This is a genomic window from Streptomyces sp. NPDC002776 (genome assembly GCF_053592195.1).
In genome coordinates this window covers 1-21,083 of sequence record NZ_JBSFVG010000013.1, presented here as the reverse complement: position 1 = coordinate 21,083, position 21,083 = coordinate 1, and the positions used below count along the sequence as shown (strand labels likewise).

The following is a 21,083-nucleotide window of genomic DNA, read 5'->3' as shown; positions in this document are numbered from 1 at the left end:
ATGCAGCTCGGACTCATCGGCCTCGGCAAGATGGGCGGCAACATGCGCGAGCGGATCCGCCGCGCCGGCCACACCGTCATCGGGTACGACCGCAACCCGGACCTCTCCGACGTCGCCTCCCTCGGCGAACTGGTCGACCGGCTCGAAGGACCGCGCGTGGTCTGGGTGATGGTCCCGGCCGGGCCCGTCACCCAGTCCGTCGTGGACGAGCTGGGACAGCTCCTGTCCCCGGGCGACATCGTGGTGGACGGCGGCAACTCCCGCTGGTCGGACGACGAGAAGCACGCCCGCGAACTCGGCGAGAAGGGCATCGGCTTCGTCGACGCCGGTGTCTCCGGCGGCGTCTGGGGCCTGGAGAACGGCTACGCCCTGATGGTCGGCGGCGATCCCGAGCACGTGGCGAAGGTCCAGCCGGTCTTCGACGCGCTCAAGCCGGACGGACCGTACGGCTATGTCCACGCGGGCAAGGTCGGCGCCGGGCACTTCGCGAAGATGGTCCACAACGGCATCGAGTACGCCATGATGCAGGCCTACGCCGAGGGCTGGGAGCTGCTGGAGAAGGTCGACTCCGTCACCGACGTGCGGGAGGTCTTCCGCTCCTGGCAGGAGGGCACCGTCATCCGCTCCTGGCTGCTGGACCTCGCGGTCAACGCCCTCGACGAGGACGAGCACCTGGACAAGCTGCGCGGCTACGCGGAGGACTCCGGCGAGGGCCGCTGGACGGTGGAGGCCGCCATCGACAACGCCGTGCCGCTGCCCGCGATCACCGCCTCCCTCTTCGCCCGGTTCGCCTCCCGCCAGGAGGACTCCCCGCAGATGAAGATGATCGCGGCGCTGCGCAACCAGTTCGGCGGCCACGCCGTCGAGTCCGCGAAGTAGGCGCGGCGGTGGGGGATCTCCTCCTGGTCCTCCCCCACTGCCTGAAGGGCGTGGGAGGTGCCCCCCACGCCGGGCCCGGCGCACCCCCGAACTCGCGGACTTCATGGGGGCGTTGCTCTGCGACGACCTGCACGAGTGGGACTACGGCGGCTACGAGGGCATGACGACGGTCGACATCCACCGCACCCGGCCGGACTGGCACCTGTGGACGGACGGCGTCCCGCCCGGCCCGGCCGGGCACCCCGGCGAGTCTCCGGCCGAGGTGGGGCGGCGGCCCGACCGGGTGCCGGCCCGCGTCGACGAGGCACTGCCTGACGGGGACGCCGTCCTCGTCGCGCACGCCCACTTCCTGCGCGTGCTGACGGCACAGGGGCCGGGTTCTCCCGCCCGCCGAGGGGCGGCTGCCCCAGGAGTTTGACACCGCCCAGGAGGCCCGCCAGAGTCGCGGCTGATGGAGATCAACGATCTGACACCGGCCGAACAGCGCGTCTGGCGGGCCTTCGCCACGGGCACGGAAGTGGACTTCCGGACCGACGGCGACGACCGGGGCCCCGAACGCACGGTGCGGGCCCGGGTGTTGCGGGCCCTGCTGCTCAACGGCCCCCGCGAGATCGGCGAGATCGCCGCGGTCAAGGTCGCGGGCGCGTACGTCACGGGCGTACTGGACCTGCGGTACGCGACCGTGGACTGCGTCGTCCGGCTGAGCCACTGTCACTTCGACACCGCTCCCGATCTGTCCGGCGCCCAGCTGGGCTATCTCAACCTCAGCGACTCCGTGCTGCCGGGCCTGTCCGGGGCCCGTATCCGGGTGGACGGCAGCCTGCGGCTCACCGGCTGCCGGTTCAGCGGCCCGGTCCACCTCGGCGGCGCCCAGATCGCCGGAGCGCTGTTCCTGGAGCGCGCGGAACTCACGGCCGCCGACCATGAGCGGCCCGTCCTGCGGCTCAACCAGGTCACCGTCGAGGACGAGCTGTGCGCGCCCGGACTGCGTACCGAGGGCGGGATCCGGCTCAGCGGGGCCCGGGTCGCCGGTTCGGTCAACCTGGAGGACGCCCGGCTGAGCCACCCCGGCGGCACCGCGCTCGACGCCGAGTCGCTGGACGTCGGCGCCCATGTGCTCGGGCGGCGGCTGCGCGCCGAGGGCCGGATCGACCTGCGCGGCGCCCGCATACCGGGGCGCCTCGATCTGCTGCGGACGACCCTGTCCCACCCGGGCAACACCGCACTGCGCGCCAGCAGCGTCGTCATCGGCGAACTCTGGTTGCGCGAGGGCCCGCAGATCGTGGGCCGCCTCAACCTGCGCCGCGCCCAGATCGAACAGCTCGACCTGGAGCCGGAGATGCTGCCGGACGAGGTACGGATCCTGGACCTCACCTACACCTTCCTCACCCCGCACGAGCCCGTGCGGCGGCGGCTGCCGATGCTGGCCCGCGACGGCAACACCTACGACCCCCACGGCTACGAGCAGTTGACCGCCGCCTACCGGCGCAGCGGCGACGACCACGCCGCCCGCCTGGTCCAGCTCGCCAAGCAGCGCCGCCATCGCACGACCCTGCCCTGGTACGGACGGCTGTGGGGCCACGTCCAGGACCTGGCCGTCGGCTACGGCTTCCGGCCGCTGCGCGCCTTCGGCTGGCTGCTGTCCCTGCTCGCCGTCGGCTCGGTCGCCTTCGCGCTGGACCGGCCGCCCGCGCTCAAGCCGGCCGAGGCGCCGGACTTCAACCCGGTGTTCTTCGCCCTGGACCTGCTGGTGCCGGTCATCTCCTTCGGCCAGGAGGCGGCCTACGCGCCGCAGGGCTGGTCCCAGTGGCTGTCGTACGTCCTGGTCCTGGCGGGCTGGATCCTCGCCACGACGATCCTGGCCGGCGTCACCCGCACCGTCAGCCGCCAGTGACCGCCCGTGCGGCGTGCTGCGCGGCCAGCCGCACCGGCGCGTTCTGGGCGCCGTAGCCCCGGTAGCCGGGATCGCGCTGGACGAGTTCGAAGAAGACGCGGCCGACGGTCTGCGTGTAGCAGTGCCGGAAGGCGCCGCCGGCATCGCGGTCGTAGAGGATGCCGAGGTCGCGGTAGGTCTCCAACTCGCCCTCGGTGAAGTCGAAGCGGGCCGCCAGGTCGTCGTAGTAGTTCGCGGGGACCGGCAGCGGCCGGCCGCCCGCCGCGCGGAAGCGGCGCGCCGCCGCGACCACGTCGTCCGTGGCGAGCGCGATGTGCTGGGCGTGCACCGTGTCGTCGCCCGGTGCCGCGGCCACGGTCAGCGCGATCCGCACGCTGCCGTCGGGGGTGGTGACAGCGCGGCTGCGCAGCAGTCCGTAGGGGTCGGCGACGTCCACGCTGGGCTGGGCGTGCAGGCCGAGGACGGCCCGGTGGAAGAGGGTCGCCTCGTCGAAGTGGTGCCAGGGCTGGGTGAGCGCGAGGTGGTCGACGCCGGTCACGGCGGTGGCCGTGGGGGTGTGCGGCATGTCCTCGAAGTCGCCCCGCCAGTCGGAAGCCGGGCCGCAGAAGAACAGTTCGGTGCCGTCGGGGGCCGCCACCGCGTCCAGGGCCGCGTCCTCGGGGGCGCGGCGGCGCGGCAGGACCGGGGCGAGCAGGGCCTCGGCGCGGCGGGCGGCGCCCGCGGGATCGGGGGACCGCAGGCCGACGGCGGCGAGCTGGACGCTCTCCCGGCGGGCGGCGCCGCCGGTGTTGACCAGGATCCGCGCCTCGCCCTGCTGCCACAGGTCGACCGGCTTGCTGCGGTGACGCGCGGTGCGGGCGAAGCCCAGGGCGGAGAGAACAGCGGAGACGGGTTCGGCGTCGGGAGTGAGGAGTTCGGCGAAGGCGATCCCGGTGGGGACGACGGGCGCGGGCGGGGCGGCCAGGCCCAACGACTCCTGGAGGAGGAGCAGCGAGCGCCGGCCGTCCACGGCGGTGGGGCCCGCCTCTGCCTGCCGGACGACGTCGTTGAAGACCTCCAGCGAGAGGGGTCCGTCGTATCCGGTGCGCAGCACGTGCCGGACGAGCCCGGTGACGTCGAAGCCGCCCTGGCCGGGGAAGCAGCGGTGGTGGCGGCTCCACTGCAGGACGTCCATGCCGAGCAGCGGGGCGTCGGCCAGTTGCAGGAAGAAGATCTTCTCGCCGGGGATGTCATCGATGCCCTTCGGATCGGAGCCCCGGGACAGGATGTGGAAGCTGTCCAGGCAGGTACCCAGCGCCGGGTGCCCGGCCTGCTCGACGATGCGCCAGGCGTGGTCGTACGTGCTGACGTGACGCCCCCAGGCCAGCGCCTCGTAGGCGATCCGGACGCCGGACTCCTCGGCCAGGTCGGCCAGCCGGCTCAGCTGCGCCGCGGCGAGCGCGTCGTCGTCCACCGCGTCCGGGGAGACGCTGGAGCAGACGAGCACGGTGTCGGCGCCGATCCGGCGCATCAGCTCGAACTTGTGCCGGGCGCGGCGCAGATTGCGGGCGAAGACGTCCTCGGGCACGGCCTCGATGTCCCGCATCGGCTGGTACAGGTCGATGGTCAGACCCAGGTCGGCGCAGCGGGCGCGGATCTCCTCGGGGGTCAGCGGGCTGGCCAGCAGATCGTTCTCGAAGATCTCGACGCCGTCGAAGCCGGCCCGGGCCGCGGCGGTGAGCTTCTCGGTGAGGGATCCGCTCAGGGAGACGGTGGCGATGGACGTACGCACGTCGGTACCTCTCTTCAAGCGGGACGGGACTTGCCGCGGGAGTTGGGGAACGGCCTACTTGGGTGCGGCCATGACGTCGGTCAACTCGGCGAACTCCTGGAGCATGCGGGCGCTGTCGGGTTCCCGCCCGGTGAACAGGCGGAACGCGTCCACGGCCTGGAAGACGGCCATGCCGCCGCCGTCGAGGGTGGCGCAGCCCCGCGCCCGGGCGGAGCGCAGCAGCTCGGTCTCCAGCGGCCGGTAGACCACTTCGGCGACCCACAGCCCGGGGTGCAGCAGCTCGGCGGGGAAGGGCAGCCCGGGGTGGGCGGCCATGCCGGTGGGCGTGGCGTGCACGATGCCGTCGGCCGCGCTCAGGAGCCCGGCGAGCCGGTCGGGCGCCGCGGGGACGGCGCGTCCCTCGCCGAAGTGCCGGTTCAGGGAGGCGGCGAGGCCGGCCGCCCGCTCGGGCAGCGCGTCGACGACGGTGACGCGCTCGGCGCCGAGCGTGAGGGTGGCGTGCGCCACGGCCGCCCCCGCACCGCCCGCGCCGAGCTGGACCACCCGCTCCAGCGGGGCGTCGGGCAGGCCGCGCGCGAAGGACGCGGCGAAGCCGGTGACGTCGGTGTTGTGGCCGACGGCCCGGCCGCCGTCGAAGACGACGGTGTTGACCGCGCCGAGCGCCTGGGCCTGCGGGGACAGCGCGTCGAGATGCTCGATGACGAGCTGCTTGCACGGGTGGGTGATGTTGAGCCCGTCGAAGCCGAGCTCGCGGGCGGCCCGCACCAGGTCGCCGACCCGCTCCGGCGGGGCGCCGAGGACGTCGAGGTCGATCAGCCGGTACAGATACCGCAGGCCCTGCCGGTCGGCCTCGCGCTCATGGAGGGCGGGGCTGAGGGAGGGTCCGATACCGGAACCGATCAGTCCGACGAGATACGAGTCCTTGGGCACCGCGGACCTCCAGGCAATTAATGTACGAACTAGTACGTTAGTCATAGCACTCCTCCCACGGTCGGAGGAAGTGGTCCGGGCCCAGCTCTTACAATCGCGACACCTGTCCCTCGCCCGAAGGAACCCGATGACCAGCGTCGACGAAGAGGCACGGCGCGGCGGACGCATCCGTGACGCCGCCCGCACCCAGGCCGAGATCCTCGACGTGGCGACCCAGGAGTTCGCGCGCGCCGGTTACGACGGCGCCCGGGTGGACGAGATCGCCGCCCGCACCCGGACCACGAAGCGGATGATCTACTACTACTTCGGCGGCAAGGAACAGCTGTTCACGGCCGTGCTGGAGCGGGCGTACGGCGTGATCCGGGAGGCCGAGCAGCAGCTCGACGTCGAGCATCTGGACCCCGTGGCGGCCATCCGGCGGCTGGCGGAGGTGACCTTCGACCACCACGAGGCGCACCCGGACTTCATCCGCCTGGTCAGCATCGAGAACATCCACGGCGCCGAGCACATCGCCGGCTCCGAGAAGCTGGGCCGGATCGGCTCGCCGGCGCTGGACGTGATCCGCCGCATCCTGGCGGCGGGCCAGGAGTCCGGCCTGTTCACGGCCGACGTCGACGCGGTGGACCTGCACGCGATGATCAGCTCCTTCTGCTTCTTCCGGGTCGCCAACCGGCACACCTTCGGCGCCCTGTTCGGCCGGGACCTCGTCGACCCCGCCCAGCGCGAGCACTACCGGACCATGCTCGGCGACATGGTGATCGCCTACCTCACGGCGGAGCGCGCAGCGGACTGACCCGGGGAACCGGACGCGGCGCGAGTTCGTACGGCAGGACCCCTTGACACGCGGGAAACGCGGGCGCAACATCCCTTCCCACCGGGACTAACTATCCAGTGGGTTAATTAGCCGAAGATCCGGCCCCCTCTCCCCGCCGCTCACTCCCCTTACGTTGGAGTTCCCTCAAAGGAGCCGCTGTGTCCGTCCCCACCCCCGCCGCCCCGCCCGGGCAGCCGAAGAAAGCCGCGACCGCCGCATGGATCGGCAGCGCGCTGGAGTACTACGACTTCTTCATCTACGGCAGCGCGGCCGCACTGATCTTCCCCGAGGTCTTCTTCGACGAGTCCGACCCGGCCACCGCGACCCTGCTGTCGCTGGCCACCTTCGGTGTGGCGTACGCCGCCCGCCCGGTCGGCGCGCTCTTCCTCGGCCACTACGGCGACCGCCTCGGCCGTAAGAAGATCATGGTCTTCACGCTGATCCTGATGGGTGTGTCGACGTTCCTGATCGGCTGTCTGCCCACCCGGGACCAGGTCGGCACGCTCGCCCCGGTGCTGCTGGTGCTCTGCCGGGTCCTCCAGGGCATCTCCGCGGCCGGCGAGCAGGCCAGCGCGAACTCGATGACCCTGGAACACGCGCCACCGAACCGGCGCGGCTTCTTCACCAGCTTCACCCTCAGCGGCACCCAGGGCGGCCAGCTGCTCGCCACCCTCGTCTTCATACCGATCGCCGCGCTCCCCGAGGACCAACTGCTGTCGTGGGGCTGGCGGGTGCCGTTCTGGATGAGCATCGCGGTCGCCGTGGTCGGCTATGTCATCCGCCGCAAGCTGGACGAGACCCCGGCCTTCGCGCAGCAGGCGGCGACGGAAGGCGTGGTCAAGCTGCCGCTGGTGGTGCTGGTGCGCGAGCACTGGGCGGATGTGCTGCGGGTGGTGGCCTGCGCGCTGGTCGCCTCGGTGAGCACGATCTTCACGGTGTGGGCGCTGGCGTACGCGACGAGCGACTCCGTCGGGATGAGCCGCTCCTCGATGCTGTGGGTGGGCGCGCTGGCGAACCTGGTCGCGCTGGCCGCGATCCCGCTGTGGGCCACGCTCTCGGACCGCATCGGCCGCCGCCCGGTGTTCCTGATCGGCGCGGCCGGCAGCGCGGTGATGATGTTCCTCTACCTGTGGTCGATCTCGACGGGCAACTACCCGCTGACCCTGCTCCTCGGCATCGTCACCTTCGGTGTCGTCTACAGCGCCGCGAACGGTGTCTGGCCGTCCTTCTACGGCGAGATGTTCACGACCCGGGTCCGGCTGTCCGGCATGGCGATCGGCACCCAGATCGGCTTCGCGGTCGCCGGGTTCGCGGTGACCTTCGCCGCGCAGATCGCGGGCCCGGACGGCGACGACTGGTCGGCGGTCGGCCTCTTCACGGCGGCCCTGTGCCTCCCGCCGGTCATCGCCGCGCTCTCCGCGCGCGAGACCCACAAGGTCCCCACGGAGCGGCTCGGCGAGCGGGCGCCCGAGAAGGCGGCCGAGCGGGAGACCGTGACCGCCTGAGCCCACCCAGGTGCCCCGGACCCCGGTCGCCCGCGCGGCCCCGGGGTTCGGGACTCAGGCGTTCGACCAGCCCCGCTCGCAGAGGACGAGCCGGTAACCGTCGGGGTCCTCGACCGTGACACCCCACTGGTTCCAGTACGGGTTCGGCGACGCGACCCGCTTGCCGCCGCACTCCTCCAGGCGCGCGACGAGATCCTCCGGCACCGGTCCGTCGACGTAGATCACCAGCAGGTCCTCCTCGGTGGGCCGGGGCTCGACGGGGCGGGCGGGCTCATGGACGAGTTCGAGATGCCAGTCGGCGTCGGGCCGGCCCAGCATCAGCAGATCGTGCTCGCCGGGTCCGGACCCGCCCTCCGCCCGCCAGACGACGCCGAGCCCCAGCCCCGCGCCCCAGAACCGCTCGGCGGCGGCCAGGTCCCGGGAGGGGCGGGCGATACGGATGTGACTGCGGCCGTCGACGGGCATGGGTCCTCTTCTCCTGGCTGCCTGATCCCTCCGGCAGCCTAGGCAGCCCGGTCCCGACGGACCATCGGCCGTCCGCCCTGCGCCCAGGGGCCTAGGTCCCTGCCGGGAAGCGCCCCGGCCGCCCTTGAACCTGACACCGGTGTCAGGCCCGATCCTCCCGCCATGACCACCACTCAGGAACTGCGCCCGCCCGCCGCCCTTCCCCTCCCCGCCCTGCTCGCCCTGGCCACCGCCGTCTTCGTCACCAGCCTCACCGAGACGCTTCCGGCGGGTCTGCTGCCCGCGATGAGCTCGGATCTCAAGGTGAGCGAGTCCGCGGCGGGACAGGCCGTGACCGTCTACGCCATCGGCACCGCCCTGACCGCGATCCCGCTGTCCGCGGCCACCGCGCACTGGCGGCGCAAGCGGCTGCTCCTGGCGGCGATGGCGGGGTTCGCGCTGGCCAACACCGTCACGGCCGTGTCGGGGAACTACCCGCTGACCATGGCGGCCCGTTTCGTCGCGGGCGTGGCGGCGGGCCTGGCCTGGGCGTTGCTGGCCGGTTACGCCCGGCGGCTGGTGCCGTCCGCCGTGCAGGGCAGGGCGGTCGCCGTCGTCATGGCGGGCGTCCCACTGGCGCTGGCGGCCGGGGTGCCTGCTGGCACGTATCTCGGCGACGTCTTGGGGTGGCGTACGGCGTTCGCGCTGATGACCGCGGTGACCGTCGCGCTGCTCGGCTGGATCGCCCTGCTGGTCCCGGACCGGCCCGGGCTGAAGAGCGGCACCCGGGCCCCCGTGCGCACGGCGCTCGCCCTCCCCGGAGTCGCCCCCGTCCTCTTCGTCACCTTGGTGTTCGTGCTCGCGCACACCGTCCTGTACGCCTACATCGCCACCTTCCTGGACCGGTACGGCATGGGCGGCTCGACCGACCTGGTGCTGCTGGTGTTCGGCGGCACCTCGCTGCTGAGCATCTGGATCGTCGGCGCCCGCATCGACCGGCGGCTGCGCGCACTGACCCTGGGGAGCGTGGTGCTGGTCGGGGTGGCCGCCGCGGTGCTGGCGGGGTTCGCGGAGCAGCCGCCGCTGGTCTACGCCGCCGCGGCGCTGTGGGGCCTGGGCTGGGGCGGAGCGCCCACGCTGCTGCAGACCGCCGTGGCCGACGCCGGCGGCGAGCAGGCGGACGCCGCGCAGGCGATGCTGGTCACCCTGTGGAACGCGGCGATGGCCGGGGGCGGGGTGGTCGGCGGGGTGCTGCTCGGCCTGTTCGGAGCGGCCGCGTTCCCGTGGAGTGTGCTGGCGCTGCTGGTGCCCGTGCTCGCGGTGGTGTGGCGTGCCCGCGAGCACGGGTTCACCGGGTAGGGCGGCTCAGCCGCGCTTCGGGACTCCGTACACCCGCTCCACCCTCAGCCGCAGCACGAGCCGGCGGTCCCGGACCATCGCGGCGCGGAAGTCGTCCCAGTCGGGGTGTTCGCCCTGGACGTCCCGGTACAGCCGGACGAGTTCCTCGACCGTGCCGTCGTGCGGGTCGCCGGCGACGGGCGTGAGGTCGGCGGTGCCCTCGGCGACGGTGTACGCCCAGCGGTCGGCGCTGGTCACGTGGTACGACGCCCGTGGATCCCGGCGCAGGTTACGGGTCTTGGCGCGATCGTCCGTGATCGAGACCCGGATGATCCGCTCGTCCGGGTCGTAGGCGTGGGTGACGTTCGACAGCTGGGGGCGGCCGTCGCGCTTGAGGGTCACCAGCACGCCGCCGTGTCCCTCGGAGAGCAAGGGCAGCAAGGCCTCTTCGGTCCGGTCCTGAGTCATGTCCCGGTAACCGGGCGGGCCGTGCCGGACATTCCCGCGCGCCGCGCCGGGCCGCCCGCCGCTCACGCGCGGACGTTTCACCTCGGCCGATGACGAGCACAGCGATCCACAGGACCGCACACCTGTTCCTGCGCGACGATAAGATCGCGGGCCGCCGCGGCTGGGTATGCCGGAGCACTCGGCGCCCGCATTCGTGAGGAGAGCGATGGCACTGCTGCGACAAGAGGTCGAACCGGCCGAGGCCGGTCTGGATCCGAAGGCACTGGACCGCCTCGACCAGCACTTCGCCCATTACGTCGACGAAGGACGGCTGCCCGGCTTCCTGGTCGCCGTCTCCCGGGGTGGACGCGTCGCCCACCTGACCACGCACGGCCTGCGGGACGTGGCCGCCGGACGGCCGGTGGAGCCGGACACCCTGTGGCGGATCTACTCCATGACCAAGCCGGTCACCGCGGTGGCGGCGTTGCTGCTGGTGGAGGAGGGGAAGCTGGGGCTCGACGACCCGGTGGGCCGCCACCTGCCCGCCTTCGCCGAGCCGCGGGTGTACGTCGAGGGCTCCGGCCCGGATGTCCGCACCCGCCCGGCCGCCGGTCCGCTGCTGATCCGCCATCTGATGACCCACACCGCGGGCCTGACCTTCGCCTTCTACCACTGCCACCCGGTGGACGCCCTGTACCGCGAGGCCCACCTGGAGTCGGCGGTGCTGCCGGGCTCGGACCTGGCCGGGACGGTCGACGTGTACGCGAGCCTGCCGCTCCAGTTCGACCCGGGCACGCAGTGGAACTACTCGGTCGCCAGCAACGTCCTCGGCCGGGTCATCGAGGTCGTCTCCGGCCGGCCGCTGGACGAGTTCCTCGCCGAGCGCGTCTTCGGCCCGCTCGGCATGACCGACGCCGGATTCCAGGTGACCGACGCGCAAGGGGACCGGCTCGCCGAGTTGTACGGCGAGACCGGCGACGGCCGGATCACTCCGATCCCCGGGCTTCCGCTGCGGCACGGCCGCCCCCGGTTCCTGTCCGGCAGCGGTGGCCTGGCCGCCTCCGCCCATGACATCCACCGGTTCATGGAGCTGCTGCGCCGCCGCGGCGAACTCGACGGCGTCCGCCTGCTCGCCCCTCGGACGGTCGACCTGATGACCTCCAACCACCTCCCCGACGGCGCCGACCTGCGCTCCTTCGGCAGCCGGCCCGCCCACGACGAGCCCGGCAACGACGGCGTCGGCTTCGGCCTCGGCGTCTCCGTCGTCATCGACCCGTCCCGCACCCGGGACCCGGCCGGGCTCGGCACCTACGGCTGGAGCGGTGTCGCGACCACGACGTTCTGGGTCGACCCGACCCGCGATCTCACCGTGCAGTTCATGACCCAGGTACGGCCGAAGACGTCCCACACCATGTTCCAGGACCTCAAACGGCTGGTGCGCGAGGCCGTCACCGACTGACCGCCAGGGTGAACCCCAGCCCCTCCAGGGCCAGTTCACGCAGCCACCGGTCCGACCGGGCCGGTGTCTCGGCGGCCCGGCTCAGACCCGGCGGCAGGGAGCCGTCCAGGATGTGGCGGACGCCGAGCGCGAGGGGCCGCGAGACACAGCGGGCCATCGCGCTCTCCTCCTCGTCACCGACCAGGTCGAGCAGAAAACTGCCGCTCCAGGTCCGCGCGTTCGCACCGCGCACGTCGAGGGAGACGGCGAGGACGACCCGGTCCCGGTCGGCGTCCGTGGTGGGGTGGCGGTCGGCCAGCTCCCGGGCGAGGGCGGCGATGCGCTCGTCGTCGCCGCGCCTCAGCTCCGCGAAGACGGGCTCCCAGGCGCGCAGCCAGCCCTCCAGCCGCAGGGTGCCGCGGACGAAGGTGCGCGGCTTCCACTGCTCCGGCAGCGCGTACTGGGCCATGAAGGGGACGCTGTCGCGGTTGGGGTAGACCTCGAACACCTCCCCCTCGACCAGGTGCCGCCGGGTCGCCTCCCAGGGCCGCTCCCCGGTGGTCTCGACGCCGTCCTCGACGTAACGGGCGGGCGAGCGCAGGGCGTTGAGGACGCCCGAGGGCGCCCAGCTGAAGCGGTACCTGAAGTCGTTCGGCTCCGCGGGAACTCCGCCGCAGTACGAGGTCAGGCTGTACGTGGCGGCCGTACCGTCGCCGATCGCCTCCCGGGCGCGGGCGACCAGGCAGTGGGCGAACAGATGGTCGATGCCCGGGTCGAGGCCCGCCTCGGTGAGGACGACCAGACCGGCCGCCGTGGCCGCCGGTACCTGCGCCAGCACGGCGTCCGACACATAGCTGGAGCACGCGAAGTGGGCCCGCCGGGCCACGCAGGCGGCCAGCAGTCCGGCGTGCTCGGGCGCGGGCAGCATCGACACGACGACGTCGCCGGGCGCGAGTCCGGCCGTCAGCGCGGCGAGCGTGTACGCGCGCGGCTCGGCGCGTCCGGTCAGGCCGCGCCGGGACAGGGCGTCGGCGGCGCGATCCTCGGTGCGGTGCCACAGCCGTACCCGCTCGGCCGTCTCGCACAGCCGGGCGAGACCGCTGCCGGTGGACAGTCCTGCGCCGACCCAGTGGACCGTGCCGCTCGCGGGAACCAGGTCAGACATGGCGGGCCTCCCCTTCCCCGACTCCGGCTTCCCGGCAGGCCTGGTGGAACCGGCCCAGACCGCGCACCCACGCCGCGCCCGTCCCGAACTGCAGCAGCTGGGGCAGCAGCGCCGCCGAGAAGTCGGTGCTGGACTCCCTCGGCAGCAGGGACGGCAGGTTGTCGATGGCGATCAGGTCCAGGGGCGGCCGCTCGCGCAGCCGGCGGGCGGGGGCCGTCCAGTCGGTGGTGCGGTCGTAGACCGGCAGGACGTTCAGGGGGGAGCCGACGTCGCAGGTGACATCGCAGAGGGTGCGCAGCCGGCGGGCGGGGTCGTCAAGGTCCGCGTCCCGCAGGAAGGGCGGGACGGGGCTGGCGGCGAGGACGGCGTTGACCATGACGTCGTGGGCGAGCAGGGCGGGCCGGTCCAGTGCGCGGGTCTCGGCCAGGTCCCAGCGGGTCGGCTCGGCCCCGGCCGCCCGGAAGGCCTCGCAGGCACCCCGGCCGCTGCGGCCCAGGGCGCCGATGACCAGCGCGGTGAACTCCTCGCCTTCCCGCAGCAGGGCGTCCAGCTCCTCCTTGGCGGTCGGCACCAGTGGCACCGCGAGCCGCCCCCGGTGCTGGAGCACGGCCAGGGCGGCGCCGAGGTATCCGGCCCAGAACCCGAAGGCGGCGAGCCGCCGCCCGTCGTCGTCCACCAGGTATTCGACGTCGTACAGCGCCCCTCCCCCGGCGGTGAACCGGCGAAGCAGCGCGGCGGCGCCGGGCTGCCGCTTGTAGGCGTGCCCGAAGAAGACATGCCGATGGATCAACAGCTCTGGTCCGTCCGGGAGTTCCTTCAGTCCCAGGACGACGGCGTCCTCCGGCGCCGATTCCCAGGAGCCCGCCGGTGCGATCCGGCAGCCGGCCCGCTCGTACTCCTCGACCGGGAAGATCCGCTGCACGGACTCCTCGACGGTCACCGTCATGCCGCTCTCGACGAGTCGTCGCGCGTCGGCCGGCACGATCGGCGTGCGCCGCTCGGTGGAGCGGATCTCGTGTCGCAGCCACAGATGGAGTTCGGTCATACGCGGTGGGCCTCCGGGCGCAGGGCGTCGGCCGCGAACCGGTCGGCGCTCAAGGGGCTGACGTCCACGAAGGGTACGCGGCCGAGGGGCAGGTCGCGCATGACCTCACCCACGGCGGGTCACCCGGTCGCCGGAGAGGAAGAGGAGGTCGTCGGTCACATCCTTTTCCTCTCCGGCGGCCCTCGTGCGTATCAGGACCAGTGCGCCACCGCGTCCAGATGGGGCAGGTGGTGGTCCAGGCGCTCCCGCTTGGTGCGCAGGTAGGTGATGTTGCTCTCGCACGGTGCGATGAGCAGCGGCACCTGCTCGGCGACGGTGATGCCGTGCTCCAGCAACGCCTCCCGCTTGCGGGGGTTGTTGGACATTAGGCGCACGCTGCGCACCCCGAGGTCGTCCAGGATCCGGGCGGCGACGCCGTAGTCGCGGGAGTCGACCGGCAGTCCGAGGGCGAGGTTCGCCTCCACGGTGTCCAGGCCCTCCGCCTGGAGGGCCATCGCCCGCAGCTTGGCGAGCAGTCCGATGCCCCGGCCCTCGTGCCCTCTCAGGTAGACGACCACGCCCCGGCCTTCGGCGGCGACCGCGCGCAGCGCCGAGGCCAGCTGGTCGCCGCATTCGCAGTGCTGGGAGCCGAACGCGTCCCCGGTCAGGCACTCCGAATGCAGCCGGGTGAGCACGTCCTCGGTGCCGATGTCGCCGTGGACCAGGGCCACTTGCTCGTCACCGCGATCGTGGTCCAGGTAGCCGACCGCGGTGAATTGGCCGTACACCGTGGGCAACGGCGCATTCACCACGCGTTCCACACCGGTGCGCTGCTGCGACTTCTTTCCGAGTACGCCAACTTTTTCTGTCATGATCTGGTTCCTCAGCAGAGACGAAGGGCCGTGAAAAGATGAGTGGTTCGGAAATACGGTCGGCACACGGTCTGGTGCCGGCGGACACCACGGAGGACGTACGGGCGCGCGGGGCGGGCGTCGCACGGCAGGTGGCCGTCCTTCCCGTCGGGAGCTTCGAACAGCACGGCCCCTTCCTGCCGCTCGCCACGGACACGCTCGTCGCCTGCGCCGTCGCACGGGAGATCGCCGCCGCGTACCCGGTGCACCTCCTCCCTCCGGTGACGATCTCCTGCTCGCACGAGCACGCGGCGTGGCCGGGGACCGTCAGCATCTCCTCGGTGACCCTTCACGCGGTCGTCCGGGACATAGCGGAATCGCTGCGCCGCTCGGGCGTGGAGGCCCTGGTGGTGGTCAACGGACACGGCGGGAACTACGTACTGGGCAACGTCGTTCAGGAATCCTCCGCGCGCGGTGAGCGCATCGCGCTGTTCCCGGCCGCGGAGGACTGGGAATCGGCGCGGGAACGGGCCGGGGTCGCCACCTCGCTGCTGACCGACATGCACGCGGGGGAAATAGAGACCTCCATCCTTCTGCATACGCATCCGGAAATGCTGCGGCCCGGATACGAGACCTCCGATTTCGTCGCGGACGACCGGCGCCATCTGCTCTCCCTCGGTATGTCCGCCTATACCGATTCGGGTGTCATCGGCCGCCCTTCGCTGGGTTCGACGGAAAAGGGCAAGGAACTGCTGGCGAGCCTTTCCGATTCCTTCGCCGCGTATTTCTCCGTGCTGGGCGCGGAGCAGGGGGACCGGCGCCGCGCGACCAGAACCAGCGCACCGGGCAGGCTCGCGGCCAGACACAGCACGCCGTAGACCACGGCGACCGCGAGTCCGCTGCCCGCGCCGAGCCCGGCGGCGCCGAACGCCCAGGCGGTGACGCCTTCCCGGGGTCCCCAGCCGCCGACGTTCAGCGGCAGGCTCATCGCCAGCAGGGCCAGCACGCCCAGCGGCAGGAGGACGGCGACGGAGGCGGTGGCGCCCGCGACGCGGGCCGCGAGGATGAACGTGGCGAGGTGTCCGGCCAGGACGACGGCCGACGACACCGCGATCCCGGGCCATTTGCGGAGCGACAGCAGTCCTTCGAGGCCCTCGCGCAGGACGCGGCGGCGCCGGGAGGGCGGCCGGCTCAGCCGCAGGGCGAGGAGCACCGCCAGCGCGCCGAGGGCGGCGAGCGCGAGCAGCGGCGCGAGCTGGCGGGCCCGGTCGTGCACGGGGGACGGCAGGGTCAGCAGGACGACGGCTCCGACCAGGAGCAACGCGAGCTGTCCGGCGGCCCGTTCGAGCACGACCGAGCGGACGCCCCGGCCGAGGTCCCCGGCGCTGCGCCCGTGCCGGACCGCGCGGTGCACATCGCCCAGGACACCGCCGGGGAGGGCGGCGTTCAGGAACAGCGCGCGGTAGTAGTCGGCGACGGCAGCGCCGAGCGGCAGCCGGATCCGCAGTCCGCGGGCCACCAACTGCCAGCGCCAGGCGCTGAACACGGTGGTCACGGCCCCGACGCCGACGGCCGCGAGCACGGCCGGCGCGTCGATGCGGCGCAGCCCGTCCAGGAAGGCTCCGGTGCCCAGGCGCCACAGGAGGACGGCGAGGATGGTGAGGCCCGCGGCCGTGCCGAGGTGGGCTCGCAGGGTGCCGCTCCTCGGCCGCGAGCGGGGGGCCTCGGCGGGCGGGGCGATGGCGGCCACCGGGACCGACAGGGACGTGGGCCTCGGCGCCGCGCGCACCTGCACGGCGAGCGCCCCCACCGCCTCCGCGCTCATGCCGTCGCCCCGTCCGCCGTGCGGGGCAGTGCCGGCAGGTCGCTGTGGTGGACCCCGTCCGCGGTGCGGGGCAGTGCCAGCAGGTCGCTGTGGTGGACCACGACCCGCAACTCGCCCGCCGCACACGCCGCCAGCCGCTCGCGGAGGTAGCGTTCGGCCGGTCCGCGCAGGTCCGGTCGCTGTTCCACGGCCGCGCCGACCCAGCCGCGCAGCCACTGCGCGGTGAGCGCGGACTCGCCGGGACCGAGCCGCCAGGGGCTCGCATGGACGCGGACCGTGGCGCCGCGTGCGGAGAACGCCTCGCAGGCCACCGTGATCGCGTCCGGGCCGAGCAGGTCGTTGCGCTTCTGGTGGGCGTTGAACGCCTCGGCGATCTCGCCGTCGAGCGGGTCGGCGGGGCTGAGTTCCACGCGTCCCGCGACCGACAGGGTCAGCAGCGCCGGGCAGCCGGCGTCGGTGCAGGCGGCGACGAGGGCCTCGACCTCCTCCCGGGTGAGGACGTCGAGCAGCGCGGACGCCGTGACCAGCGAGGCACCGGCGAGGCTGTCCGGAGTGAGCCGGGCGACGTCGCCGCGGCGGGTCTCGACGGTGACCCGGCTGCCGTCGACGGCGGCGCGCGGGGAGGCGGCGGCGGCGAAGTGCAGCAGGTAGGGGTCGCGGTCGTGCAGGATCCAGTGCTGGGCGCCGGCGAGGCGGGGCGCGAGCCAGCGGCCCATCGAGCCGGTGCCGCAGCCCAGGTCGTGGATGACCAGTCCGTCGGCCCCGCCCGGCGGTTCGGCGAGCCGGATCCGCAGCGGATCGAGCAGCTCGGCCGCCCGCGCGGCCCCGTCGGGCCCTTCGCGCAGTTCCAGCCACTCGGGGGCGTAGCGCGAGGGTTCCTCCGGGCCGGAGTCCCGCAGCTTGAGCGTGGGACGTTCGCCGGGGCCCGCCCCGGGGATCACCAGGTCCTCGCCCGCCGCGTCCCTCGTCCCGGGCCGCACCGCGAGCCACTCCGTCTCGTCCGGTGACGGCGGCGCCTCCGCAGGCCCCACGGGGTCCGCGGTGCGGCCGCCGTCCGCAGAGGTCATGTGCGGGTCGGCCGGGTCTTCCCGGTCCGCGGCCGTGCCGGTGCCGAGCCCCAGCCGTTGTGTCGGTGCCGTTTCCCTCATGCCGCCCTCCTGGGTTCGTTCGGCAGCCGGCCCAGTACCGCGGCCAGGCTGCGGGCCGTGGTCGCCCAGCCGTCGAGGGCGGCCCGGCGGCCCCGGGCGGCCGCCTTCAGGCGTCGTCGTACGTCCGCCTCGCCGAACCAGCCGCGCAGTTCGGCGGCGAGGGCGGCGGGGTCCTCGGGCGGGACGAGGATGCCGGGCACCCCGCCGTCGGGGGCGCGGCCGACCGCCTCGGGCAGCCCGCCGACGTCCGTCGCCAGTACCGGGATGCCGCGCGCGAGCGCCTCGGTCACCGCCATGCCGTACGTCTCGGCGTAGGAGGTGAGGACCATCAGGTCGGCGGCGGCGTAGCTGGCGTCGAGTTCGGCGCCGGCCTGCGGTCCCGCCAGCACCAGCCGGTCCTGAAGGCCGTGCTCACGGATCAGGGCCCGCAGTCCCGCCACGTACTCGGGGTCCTGGCCGAGGCCGCCCACGCAGACGCAGCTCCACGGCAGGTCGGTCACCGCCGCCAGCGCCTCGACCAGCCGGTGCTGTCCCTTGCGGGGCGTCACGGCGGCCACGCACAGCAGCCGGGAGACGCCGTCGGTGCCGGAGGCCAGGGGGGCGATGTCGGCGCCGGGGGCGGCGACATGGACCCGGTCGGGGGCGAGTCCATGGTGGGAGACCAGGCGCCGGACCGCCCAGTCGGAGGTGGCGATCACGGCCGGGACCGCCCGCAGCACCGTACGCTCGCGGGCGTCCAGCTCGGCGGCGACCTCGGCCGGCAGACCCGTCTCGTCGCCCAGCGGAAGGTGCACCAGCACCGCGATCCGCAGCCGCTCCGCCTCCGGTACGACGACCTCGGGCACCCCGCACGCGACGAGCCCGTCGAGCAGCACCACCGTGCCGTCCGGCAACTCCCCGAGTGTCCGCGCGAGTTCCGCCCGCGCCGCCGCGCCGGGCCGGGGCCACTCGCCCGGCACGGCGTGCTGGTGGACCTGCCAGCCGAAGCCGGGCAGGTCCAGACTCACCCGGCGGTCGTAGGCGTTGCCGCCGCTCGGCGCGGCCGGGTCGTCGACGCCGCCCGGCAGGACGAAGTGCACGGAGCGCAGGGACATGGGGACGATCTCGGCGTTCTTCAGGGCGGGATGCTGCACGGGCACGTAGGCGAGCCGGGCCCGGTCCACCGTCAGGTCGGTCACAGGGCACGCTCGTAACTCGCCCACGCGACATGCGATTCGTGCAGCGTGACGGTGATGCCGGTCAGGCCCTTGGCGCCCTCGCCGAGCGCCCCCTTGTGCACCCGCTCGGCGAGCCGGTCGGCGATGACCTTGGCCAGGAACTCCGTGGAGGTGTTGATCCCGGCGAAGTCGGGTTCGTTGTCGAGGTTGCGGTAGTTCAACTCGGCGACGACGGCGCCCAGTTCCTGGGTGGCGAGCCCGATGTCGACGACGATGTTGTCCTCGTCCAGCTGGGCGCGCCGGAAGGTGGCGTCCACCAGGAATGTCGCTCCGTGGAGGCGCTGCGCGGGTCCGAAGACCTCGCCGCGGAAGCTGTGGGCGATCATGATGTGATCGCGGACGGTGATGCTGAACAACGGACGACCCTCCAGGTGCGGCGCGTCTGACCCCCGGCTGATCGTTGCCGGGGATGTGGAGTAGTACGGCTCTTCGCTTCCCGTTGTTCAGCCGACTCTCACTCTTTTCTCAGGTCAGGCGCTCGTCCCGTACCGCACGCGGTGACACAGCGCCGGAATCTCCCCGGACGCGAGCCTCGGCAGCACCTGAGGCAACTCCTCGAACGCGCTCTCCCCCGTGACGAGGGCGTCGAGCGCCGGGTCGGCGAGGAGTTCGAGGGCGAGGGCGAGCCGGTCGGCGTAGGTACGGCCGGGGCGGGCCGGAGAGACGGTGCCGACCTGGCTGCTGCGGATGACGAGCCGGCGGGAGTGGAAGGCCTCGCCGAGCGGCAGGGTGACGGGCCGGTCGCCGTACCAGCTCAGTTCGACGACCGTACCCTCGGCGGACAGCAGTTCGAGCGAGCGGGTGAGGCCCTGCTCGGTGGCGCTGGCGTGCACGACGAGGTCGCACTCCCCGCGCGCGTCCCGCGGCAGCGCGAACTCCACGCCGAGCGCCTCGGCGGTCTTCGCCCGCGCCGGATCGGCGTCCACCAACTGCACCCGTACGCCCGGGAAACGGGCCAGCAGCGCGGCCACCGAGCAGCCGACCATGCCGCCGCCGACCACCGCGATCCGGTCGCCGATCAGGGGCGCCGCGTCCCAGAGCGCGTTGACGGCGGTCTCCACGGTGCCGGCGAGGACGGCCCGTTCGGCGGGGACGCCGGCGGGCACCCGCGTGACGGCGCCGACCGGGACGACGTACCGCGTCTGGTGCGGGTAGAGGCAGAAGACGGTGCTGCCGACGAGGTCCGCGGGGCCCTGCTCGACCTCCCCGACGCTGAGGTAGCCGTACTTCACCGGCGCCGGGAAGTCGCCCTCCTGGAACGGCGCCCGCATCGTCGCGTGCTGGCTCTCGGGGACGCCGCCGCGGAAGACCAGGGTCTCGGTGCCGCGGCTCACCCCGGAGTACAGGGCGCGGACCATCACCTCCCCGTCGGCCGGGACCGGAAGGGTGACCTCCCGGATCTCGCCTTCACCCGGACTGCTGAGCCAGAACGCGCGTGCGGGTGGCGTCATCCGCATCCTCCTGAACGATCGGGAAGTGGTTCACGTACCGAGGTGTGCACAGGCCGCGCACAGTACGCGGCGTCGATCGACTCTGTCACACGGCCGGAGGATGTTCGGTGGCCCTGAACAACACGTATGACGCGAGGCTGGTCCAGCAGGAGACGGCGCTCGGAGCGGGCGTGCAGATCCTGGTGCTGGCGCTGCTCGGCACGGCGATCGGCATGGGGCCGGCGGGCTGGCTGACCGGACTCGCGTTCGCCGTCGCCACCTGGGCGGTGCTCTCCCGGGCCCTGCACCGCTCCCGGCTGCGTTCCTTCGGCCCCGCCAACCGGGTCACCCTCGGCCGTTCCATCCTGGTCGGCGGGGTCACCGCCCTGGTCGCGGACTCCTTCCAGAGCCCGCCGCCGCTGACCCTGCTGGTCGGTCTGACGGCCGTGGCCCTGATCCTCGACGGCGTCGACGGCAAGGTCGCCCGCCGCACCGGCACCTCCACCGCGCTGGGCGCCCGCTTCGACATGGAGGTCGACGCGTTCCTGATCCTGGTGCTCAGCGTCCATGTCTCGATGACGCATGGCCCGTGGGTCCTGCTGATCGGCGGCATGCGCTACGGCTTCGTGGCCGCCGCCCGCCTGTGTCCGTGGCTGAACGCCCCGCTGCCGCCGAGCACCGCCCGCAAGACGGTGGCCGCGCTCCAGGGCGTGTTCCTGCTGCTGGCGGCCTCGGGCCTGCTGCCGCACCTCGTCGGACTCGGCGTTGTCGCCACCGCTCTCGCGGCGCTGGTGTGGTCGTTCGGACGGGACGTGCTGTGGCTGCGCCGGACCTCGCGGGTCCAGCCGAGGACCGAGACCCAGGAACTGGTCGCTTCCTAATGCTGTTGTCAAGCTGCCGTAGTCGCTGGGGGTGTCACTTCGTAACACCGTCGGTCACGGATCAGAGCCCACAGGACGTTGA

The 21,083-nt window shown here is 73.1% G+C and carries 20 protein-coding genes and 2 pseudogenes; 9 read left to right on the top strand and 13 right to left on the bottom strand.

Annotated features, from left to right (window positions below; genetic code table 11):
• The 3 genes from gnd to ACWD11_RS24640 all read left to right on the top strand — a co-directional run bounded on the left by gnd (position 1) and on the right by ACWD11_RS24640 (position 2,773).
• Positions 1 to 879, top strand: coding sequence for a phosphogluconate dehydrogenase (NAD(+)-dependent, decarboxylating) (gene gnd, locus ACWD11_RS24650; RefSeq protein ID WP_389419225.1), 879 nt, complete (start codon positions 1 to 3; stop codon positions 877 to 879).
• 103 nt (positions 880 to 982) lie between these two features.
• The gene (locus tag ACWD11_RS24645; RefSeq protein ID WP_451285557.1) at positions 983 to 1,297 is read left to right on the top strand and encodes a histidine phosphatase family protein; all 315 of its coding nucleotides are present in this window, start codon (positions 983 to 985) and stop codon (positions 1,295 to 1,297) included.
• 33 nt (positions 1,298 to 1,330) lie between these two features.
• Positions 1,331 to 2,773 carry a membrane-associated oxidoreductase gene (locus ACWD11_RS24640; protein ID WP_389419195.1) on the top strand — a complete coding sequence of 481 codons (1,443 nt, stop codon included), beginning with the start codon at positions 1,331 to 1,333 and terminating at the stop codon, positions 2,771 to 2,773.
• On the opposite strand, the gene ACWD11_RS24635 is transcribed toward ACWD11_RS24640, so the two are convergent.
• Positions 2,760 to 4,544 carry a bifunctional sugar phosphate isomerase/epimerase/4-hydroxyphenylpyruvate dioxygenase family protein gene (locus ACWD11_RS24635; protein ID WP_451285555.1) on the bottom strand — a complete coding sequence of 595 codons (1,785 nt, stop codon included), beginning with the start codon at positions 4,542 to 4,544 and terminating at the stop codon, positions 2,760 to 2,762. The genes ACWD11_RS24640 and ACWD11_RS24635 overlap by 14 nt on opposite strands.
• A 54-nt stretch (positions 4,545 to 4,598) precedes the next feature.
• The gene (locus ACWD11_RS24630; RefSeq protein ID WP_451285553.1) at positions 4,599 to 5,474 is read right to left on the bottom strand and encodes a shikimate dehydrogenase; all 876 of its coding nucleotides are present in this window, start codon (positions 5,472 to 5,474) and stop codon (positions 4,599 to 4,601) included.
• Between the two features lie 127 nt (positions 5,475 to 5,601).
• Between ACWD11_RS24630 and ACWD11_RS24625 the strand changes: the two genes are divergently transcribed.
• On the top strand, positions 5,602 to 6,267 hold the full coding sequence (locus tag ACWD11_RS24625) for a TetR/AcrR family transcriptional regulator (protein ID WP_389419198.1): 666 nt from the start codon (positions 5,602 to 5,604) through the stop codon (positions 6,265 to 6,267).
• Between the two features lie 179 nt (positions 6,268 to 6,446).
• Positions 6,447 to 7,793, top strand: coding sequence for an MFS transporter (locus tag ACWD11_RS24620; protein WP_389419199.1), 1,347 nt, complete (start codon positions 6,447 to 6,449; stop codon positions 7,791 to 7,793).
• A gap of 54 nt (positions 7,794 to 7,847) precedes the next feature.
• Here the strand turns inward: ACWD11_RS24620 and ACWD11_RS24615 are convergent, their stop codons facing one another.
• Positions 7,848 to 8,258 carry a VOC family protein gene (locus ACWD11_RS24615; protein WP_451285550.1) on the bottom strand — a complete coding sequence of 137 codons (411 nt, stop codon included), beginning with the start codon at positions 8,256 to 8,258 and terminating at the stop codon, positions 7,848 to 7,850.
• 162 nt (positions 8,259 to 8,420) lie between these two features.
• Between ACWD11_RS24615 and ACWD11_RS24610 the strand changes: the two genes are divergently transcribed.
• Positions 8,421 to 9,596: an MFS transporter gene (locus ACWD11_RS24610; protein ID WP_389419201.1), complete on the top strand. Its 1,176-nt coding sequence runs from the start codon at positions 8,421 to 8,423 to the stop codon at positions 9,594 to 9,596.
• A gap of 6 nt (positions 9,597 to 9,602) precedes the next feature.
• On the opposite strand, the gene ACWD11_RS24605 is transcribed toward ACWD11_RS24610, so the two are convergent.
• The gene (locus ACWD11_RS24605; protein WP_389419202.1) at positions 9,603 to 10,043 is read right to left on the bottom strand and encodes a PPOX class F420-dependent oxidoreductase; all 441 of its coding nucleotides are present in this window, start codon (positions 10,041 to 10,043) and stop codon (positions 9,603 to 9,605) included.
• Between the two features lie 205 nt (positions 10,044 to 10,248).
• Between ACWD11_RS24605 and ACWD11_RS24600 the strand changes: the two genes are divergently transcribed.
• Complete coding sequence (locus ACWD11_RS24600) at positions 10,249 to 11,481, top strand: serine hydrolase domain-containing protein (protein WP_451285547.1); 1,233 nt, start codon at positions 10,249 to 10,251, stop codon at positions 11,479 to 11,481.
• Here ACWD11_RS24600 and ACWD11_RS24595 read toward each other — a convergent pair.
• From ACWD11_RS24595 to ribA, 4 genes and pseudogenes are all read right to left on the bottom strand, one after another.
• Positions 11,471 to 12,625 (bottom strand): saccharopine dehydrogenase family protein, encoded by a 1,155-nt coding sequence (locus ACWD11_RS24595; protein ID WP_451285545.1) that lies wholly within the window; start codon positions 12,623 to 12,625, stop codon positions 11,471 to 11,473. The two genes, ACWD11_RS24600 and ACWD11_RS24595, sit on opposite strands and share 11 nt — an antisense overlap.
• Positions 12,618 to 13,670, bottom strand: a complete 1,053-nt coding sequence (locus ACWD11_RS24590; RefSeq protein ID WP_451285543.1) for a saccharopine dehydrogenase — start codon at positions 13,668 to 13,670, stop codon at positions 12,618 to 12,620. The genes ACWD11_RS24595 and ACWD11_RS24590 overlap by 8 nt, the downstream gene beginning before the upstream one ends.
• A pseudogene (locus ACWD11_RS24585) lies at positions 13,667 to 13,789 on the bottom strand (sarcosine oxidase subunit beta); the annotation flags it as partial. The gene ACWD11_RS24590 and the pseudogene ACWD11_RS24585, both read right to left, overlap by 4 nt.
• 72 nt (positions 13,790 to 13,861) lie before the next feature.
• Positions 13,862 to 14,521 (bottom strand): GTP cyclohydrolase II, encoded by a 660-nt coding sequence (ribA, locus tag ACWD11_RS24580; RefSeq protein ID WP_389419206.1) that lies wholly within the window; start codon positions 14,519 to 14,521, stop codon positions 13,862 to 13,864.
• A 38-nt stretch (positions 14,522 to 14,559) separates the two neighbouring features.
• Between ribA and ACWD11_RS24575 the strand changes: the two genes are divergently transcribed.
• Positions 14,560 to 15,378 carry a creatininase family protein gene (locus ACWD11_RS24575; RefSeq protein WP_451285541.1) on the top strand — a complete coding sequence of 273 codons (819 nt, stop codon included), beginning with the start codon at positions 14,560 to 14,562 and terminating at the stop codon, positions 15,376 to 15,378.
• 41 nt (positions 15,379 to 15,419) lie between these two features.
• Here the strand turns inward: ACWD11_RS24575 and ACWD11_RS24570 are convergent.
• The 5 genes and pseudogenes from ACWD11_RS24570 to ACWD11_RS24550 all read right to left on the bottom strand — a co-directional run.
• A pseudogene (locus ACWD11_RS24570) lies at positions 15,420 to 16,325 on the bottom strand (lysylphosphatidylglycerol synthase transmembrane domain-containing protein); the annotation flags it as partial.
• The gene (locus tag ACWD11_RS24565; protein WP_451285770.1) at positions 16,322 to 17,392 is read right to left on the bottom strand and encodes a class I SAM-dependent methyltransferase; all 1,071 of its coding nucleotides are present in this window, start codon (positions 17,390 to 17,392) and stop codon (positions 16,322 to 16,324) included. The gene ACWD11_RS24565 and the pseudogene ACWD11_RS24570, both read right to left, overlap by 4 nt.
• Positions 17,393 to 17,469: 77 nt before the next feature.
• Complete coding sequence (locus ACWD11_RS24560) at positions 17,470 to 18,651, bottom strand: glycosyltransferase family 4 protein (protein WP_389419208.1); 1,182 nt, start codon at positions 18,649 to 18,651, stop codon at positions 17,470 to 17,472.
• The gene (locus ACWD11_RS24555) at positions 18,648 to 19,046 is read right to left on the bottom strand and encodes a 6-pyruvoyl trahydropterin synthase family protein (protein ID WP_389419209.1); all 399 of its coding nucleotides are present in this window, start codon (positions 19,044 to 19,046) and stop codon (positions 18,648 to 18,650) included. Before ACWD11_RS24555 ends, ACWD11_RS24560 begins: the two co-directional genes overlap by 4 nt.
• 114 nt (positions 19,047 to 19,160) lie before the next feature.
• Positions 19,161 to 20,141 (bottom strand): zinc-dependent alcohol dehydrogenase, encoded by a 981-nt coding sequence (locus ACWD11_RS24550; protein ID WP_451285539.1) that lies wholly within the window; start codon positions 20,139 to 20,141, stop codon positions 19,161 to 19,163.
• A 107-nt stretch (positions 20,142 to 20,248) separates the two neighbouring features.
• Between ACWD11_RS24550 and ACWD11_RS24545 the strand changes: the two genes are divergently transcribed.
• Entirely contained in the window at positions 20,249 to 21,001 is a 753-nt protein-coding gene (locus ACWD11_RS24545) for a CDP-alcohol phosphatidyltransferase family protein (protein ID WP_389419211.1), read from the top strand.
• Positions 21,002 to 21,083: the final 82 nt, after the last annotated feature.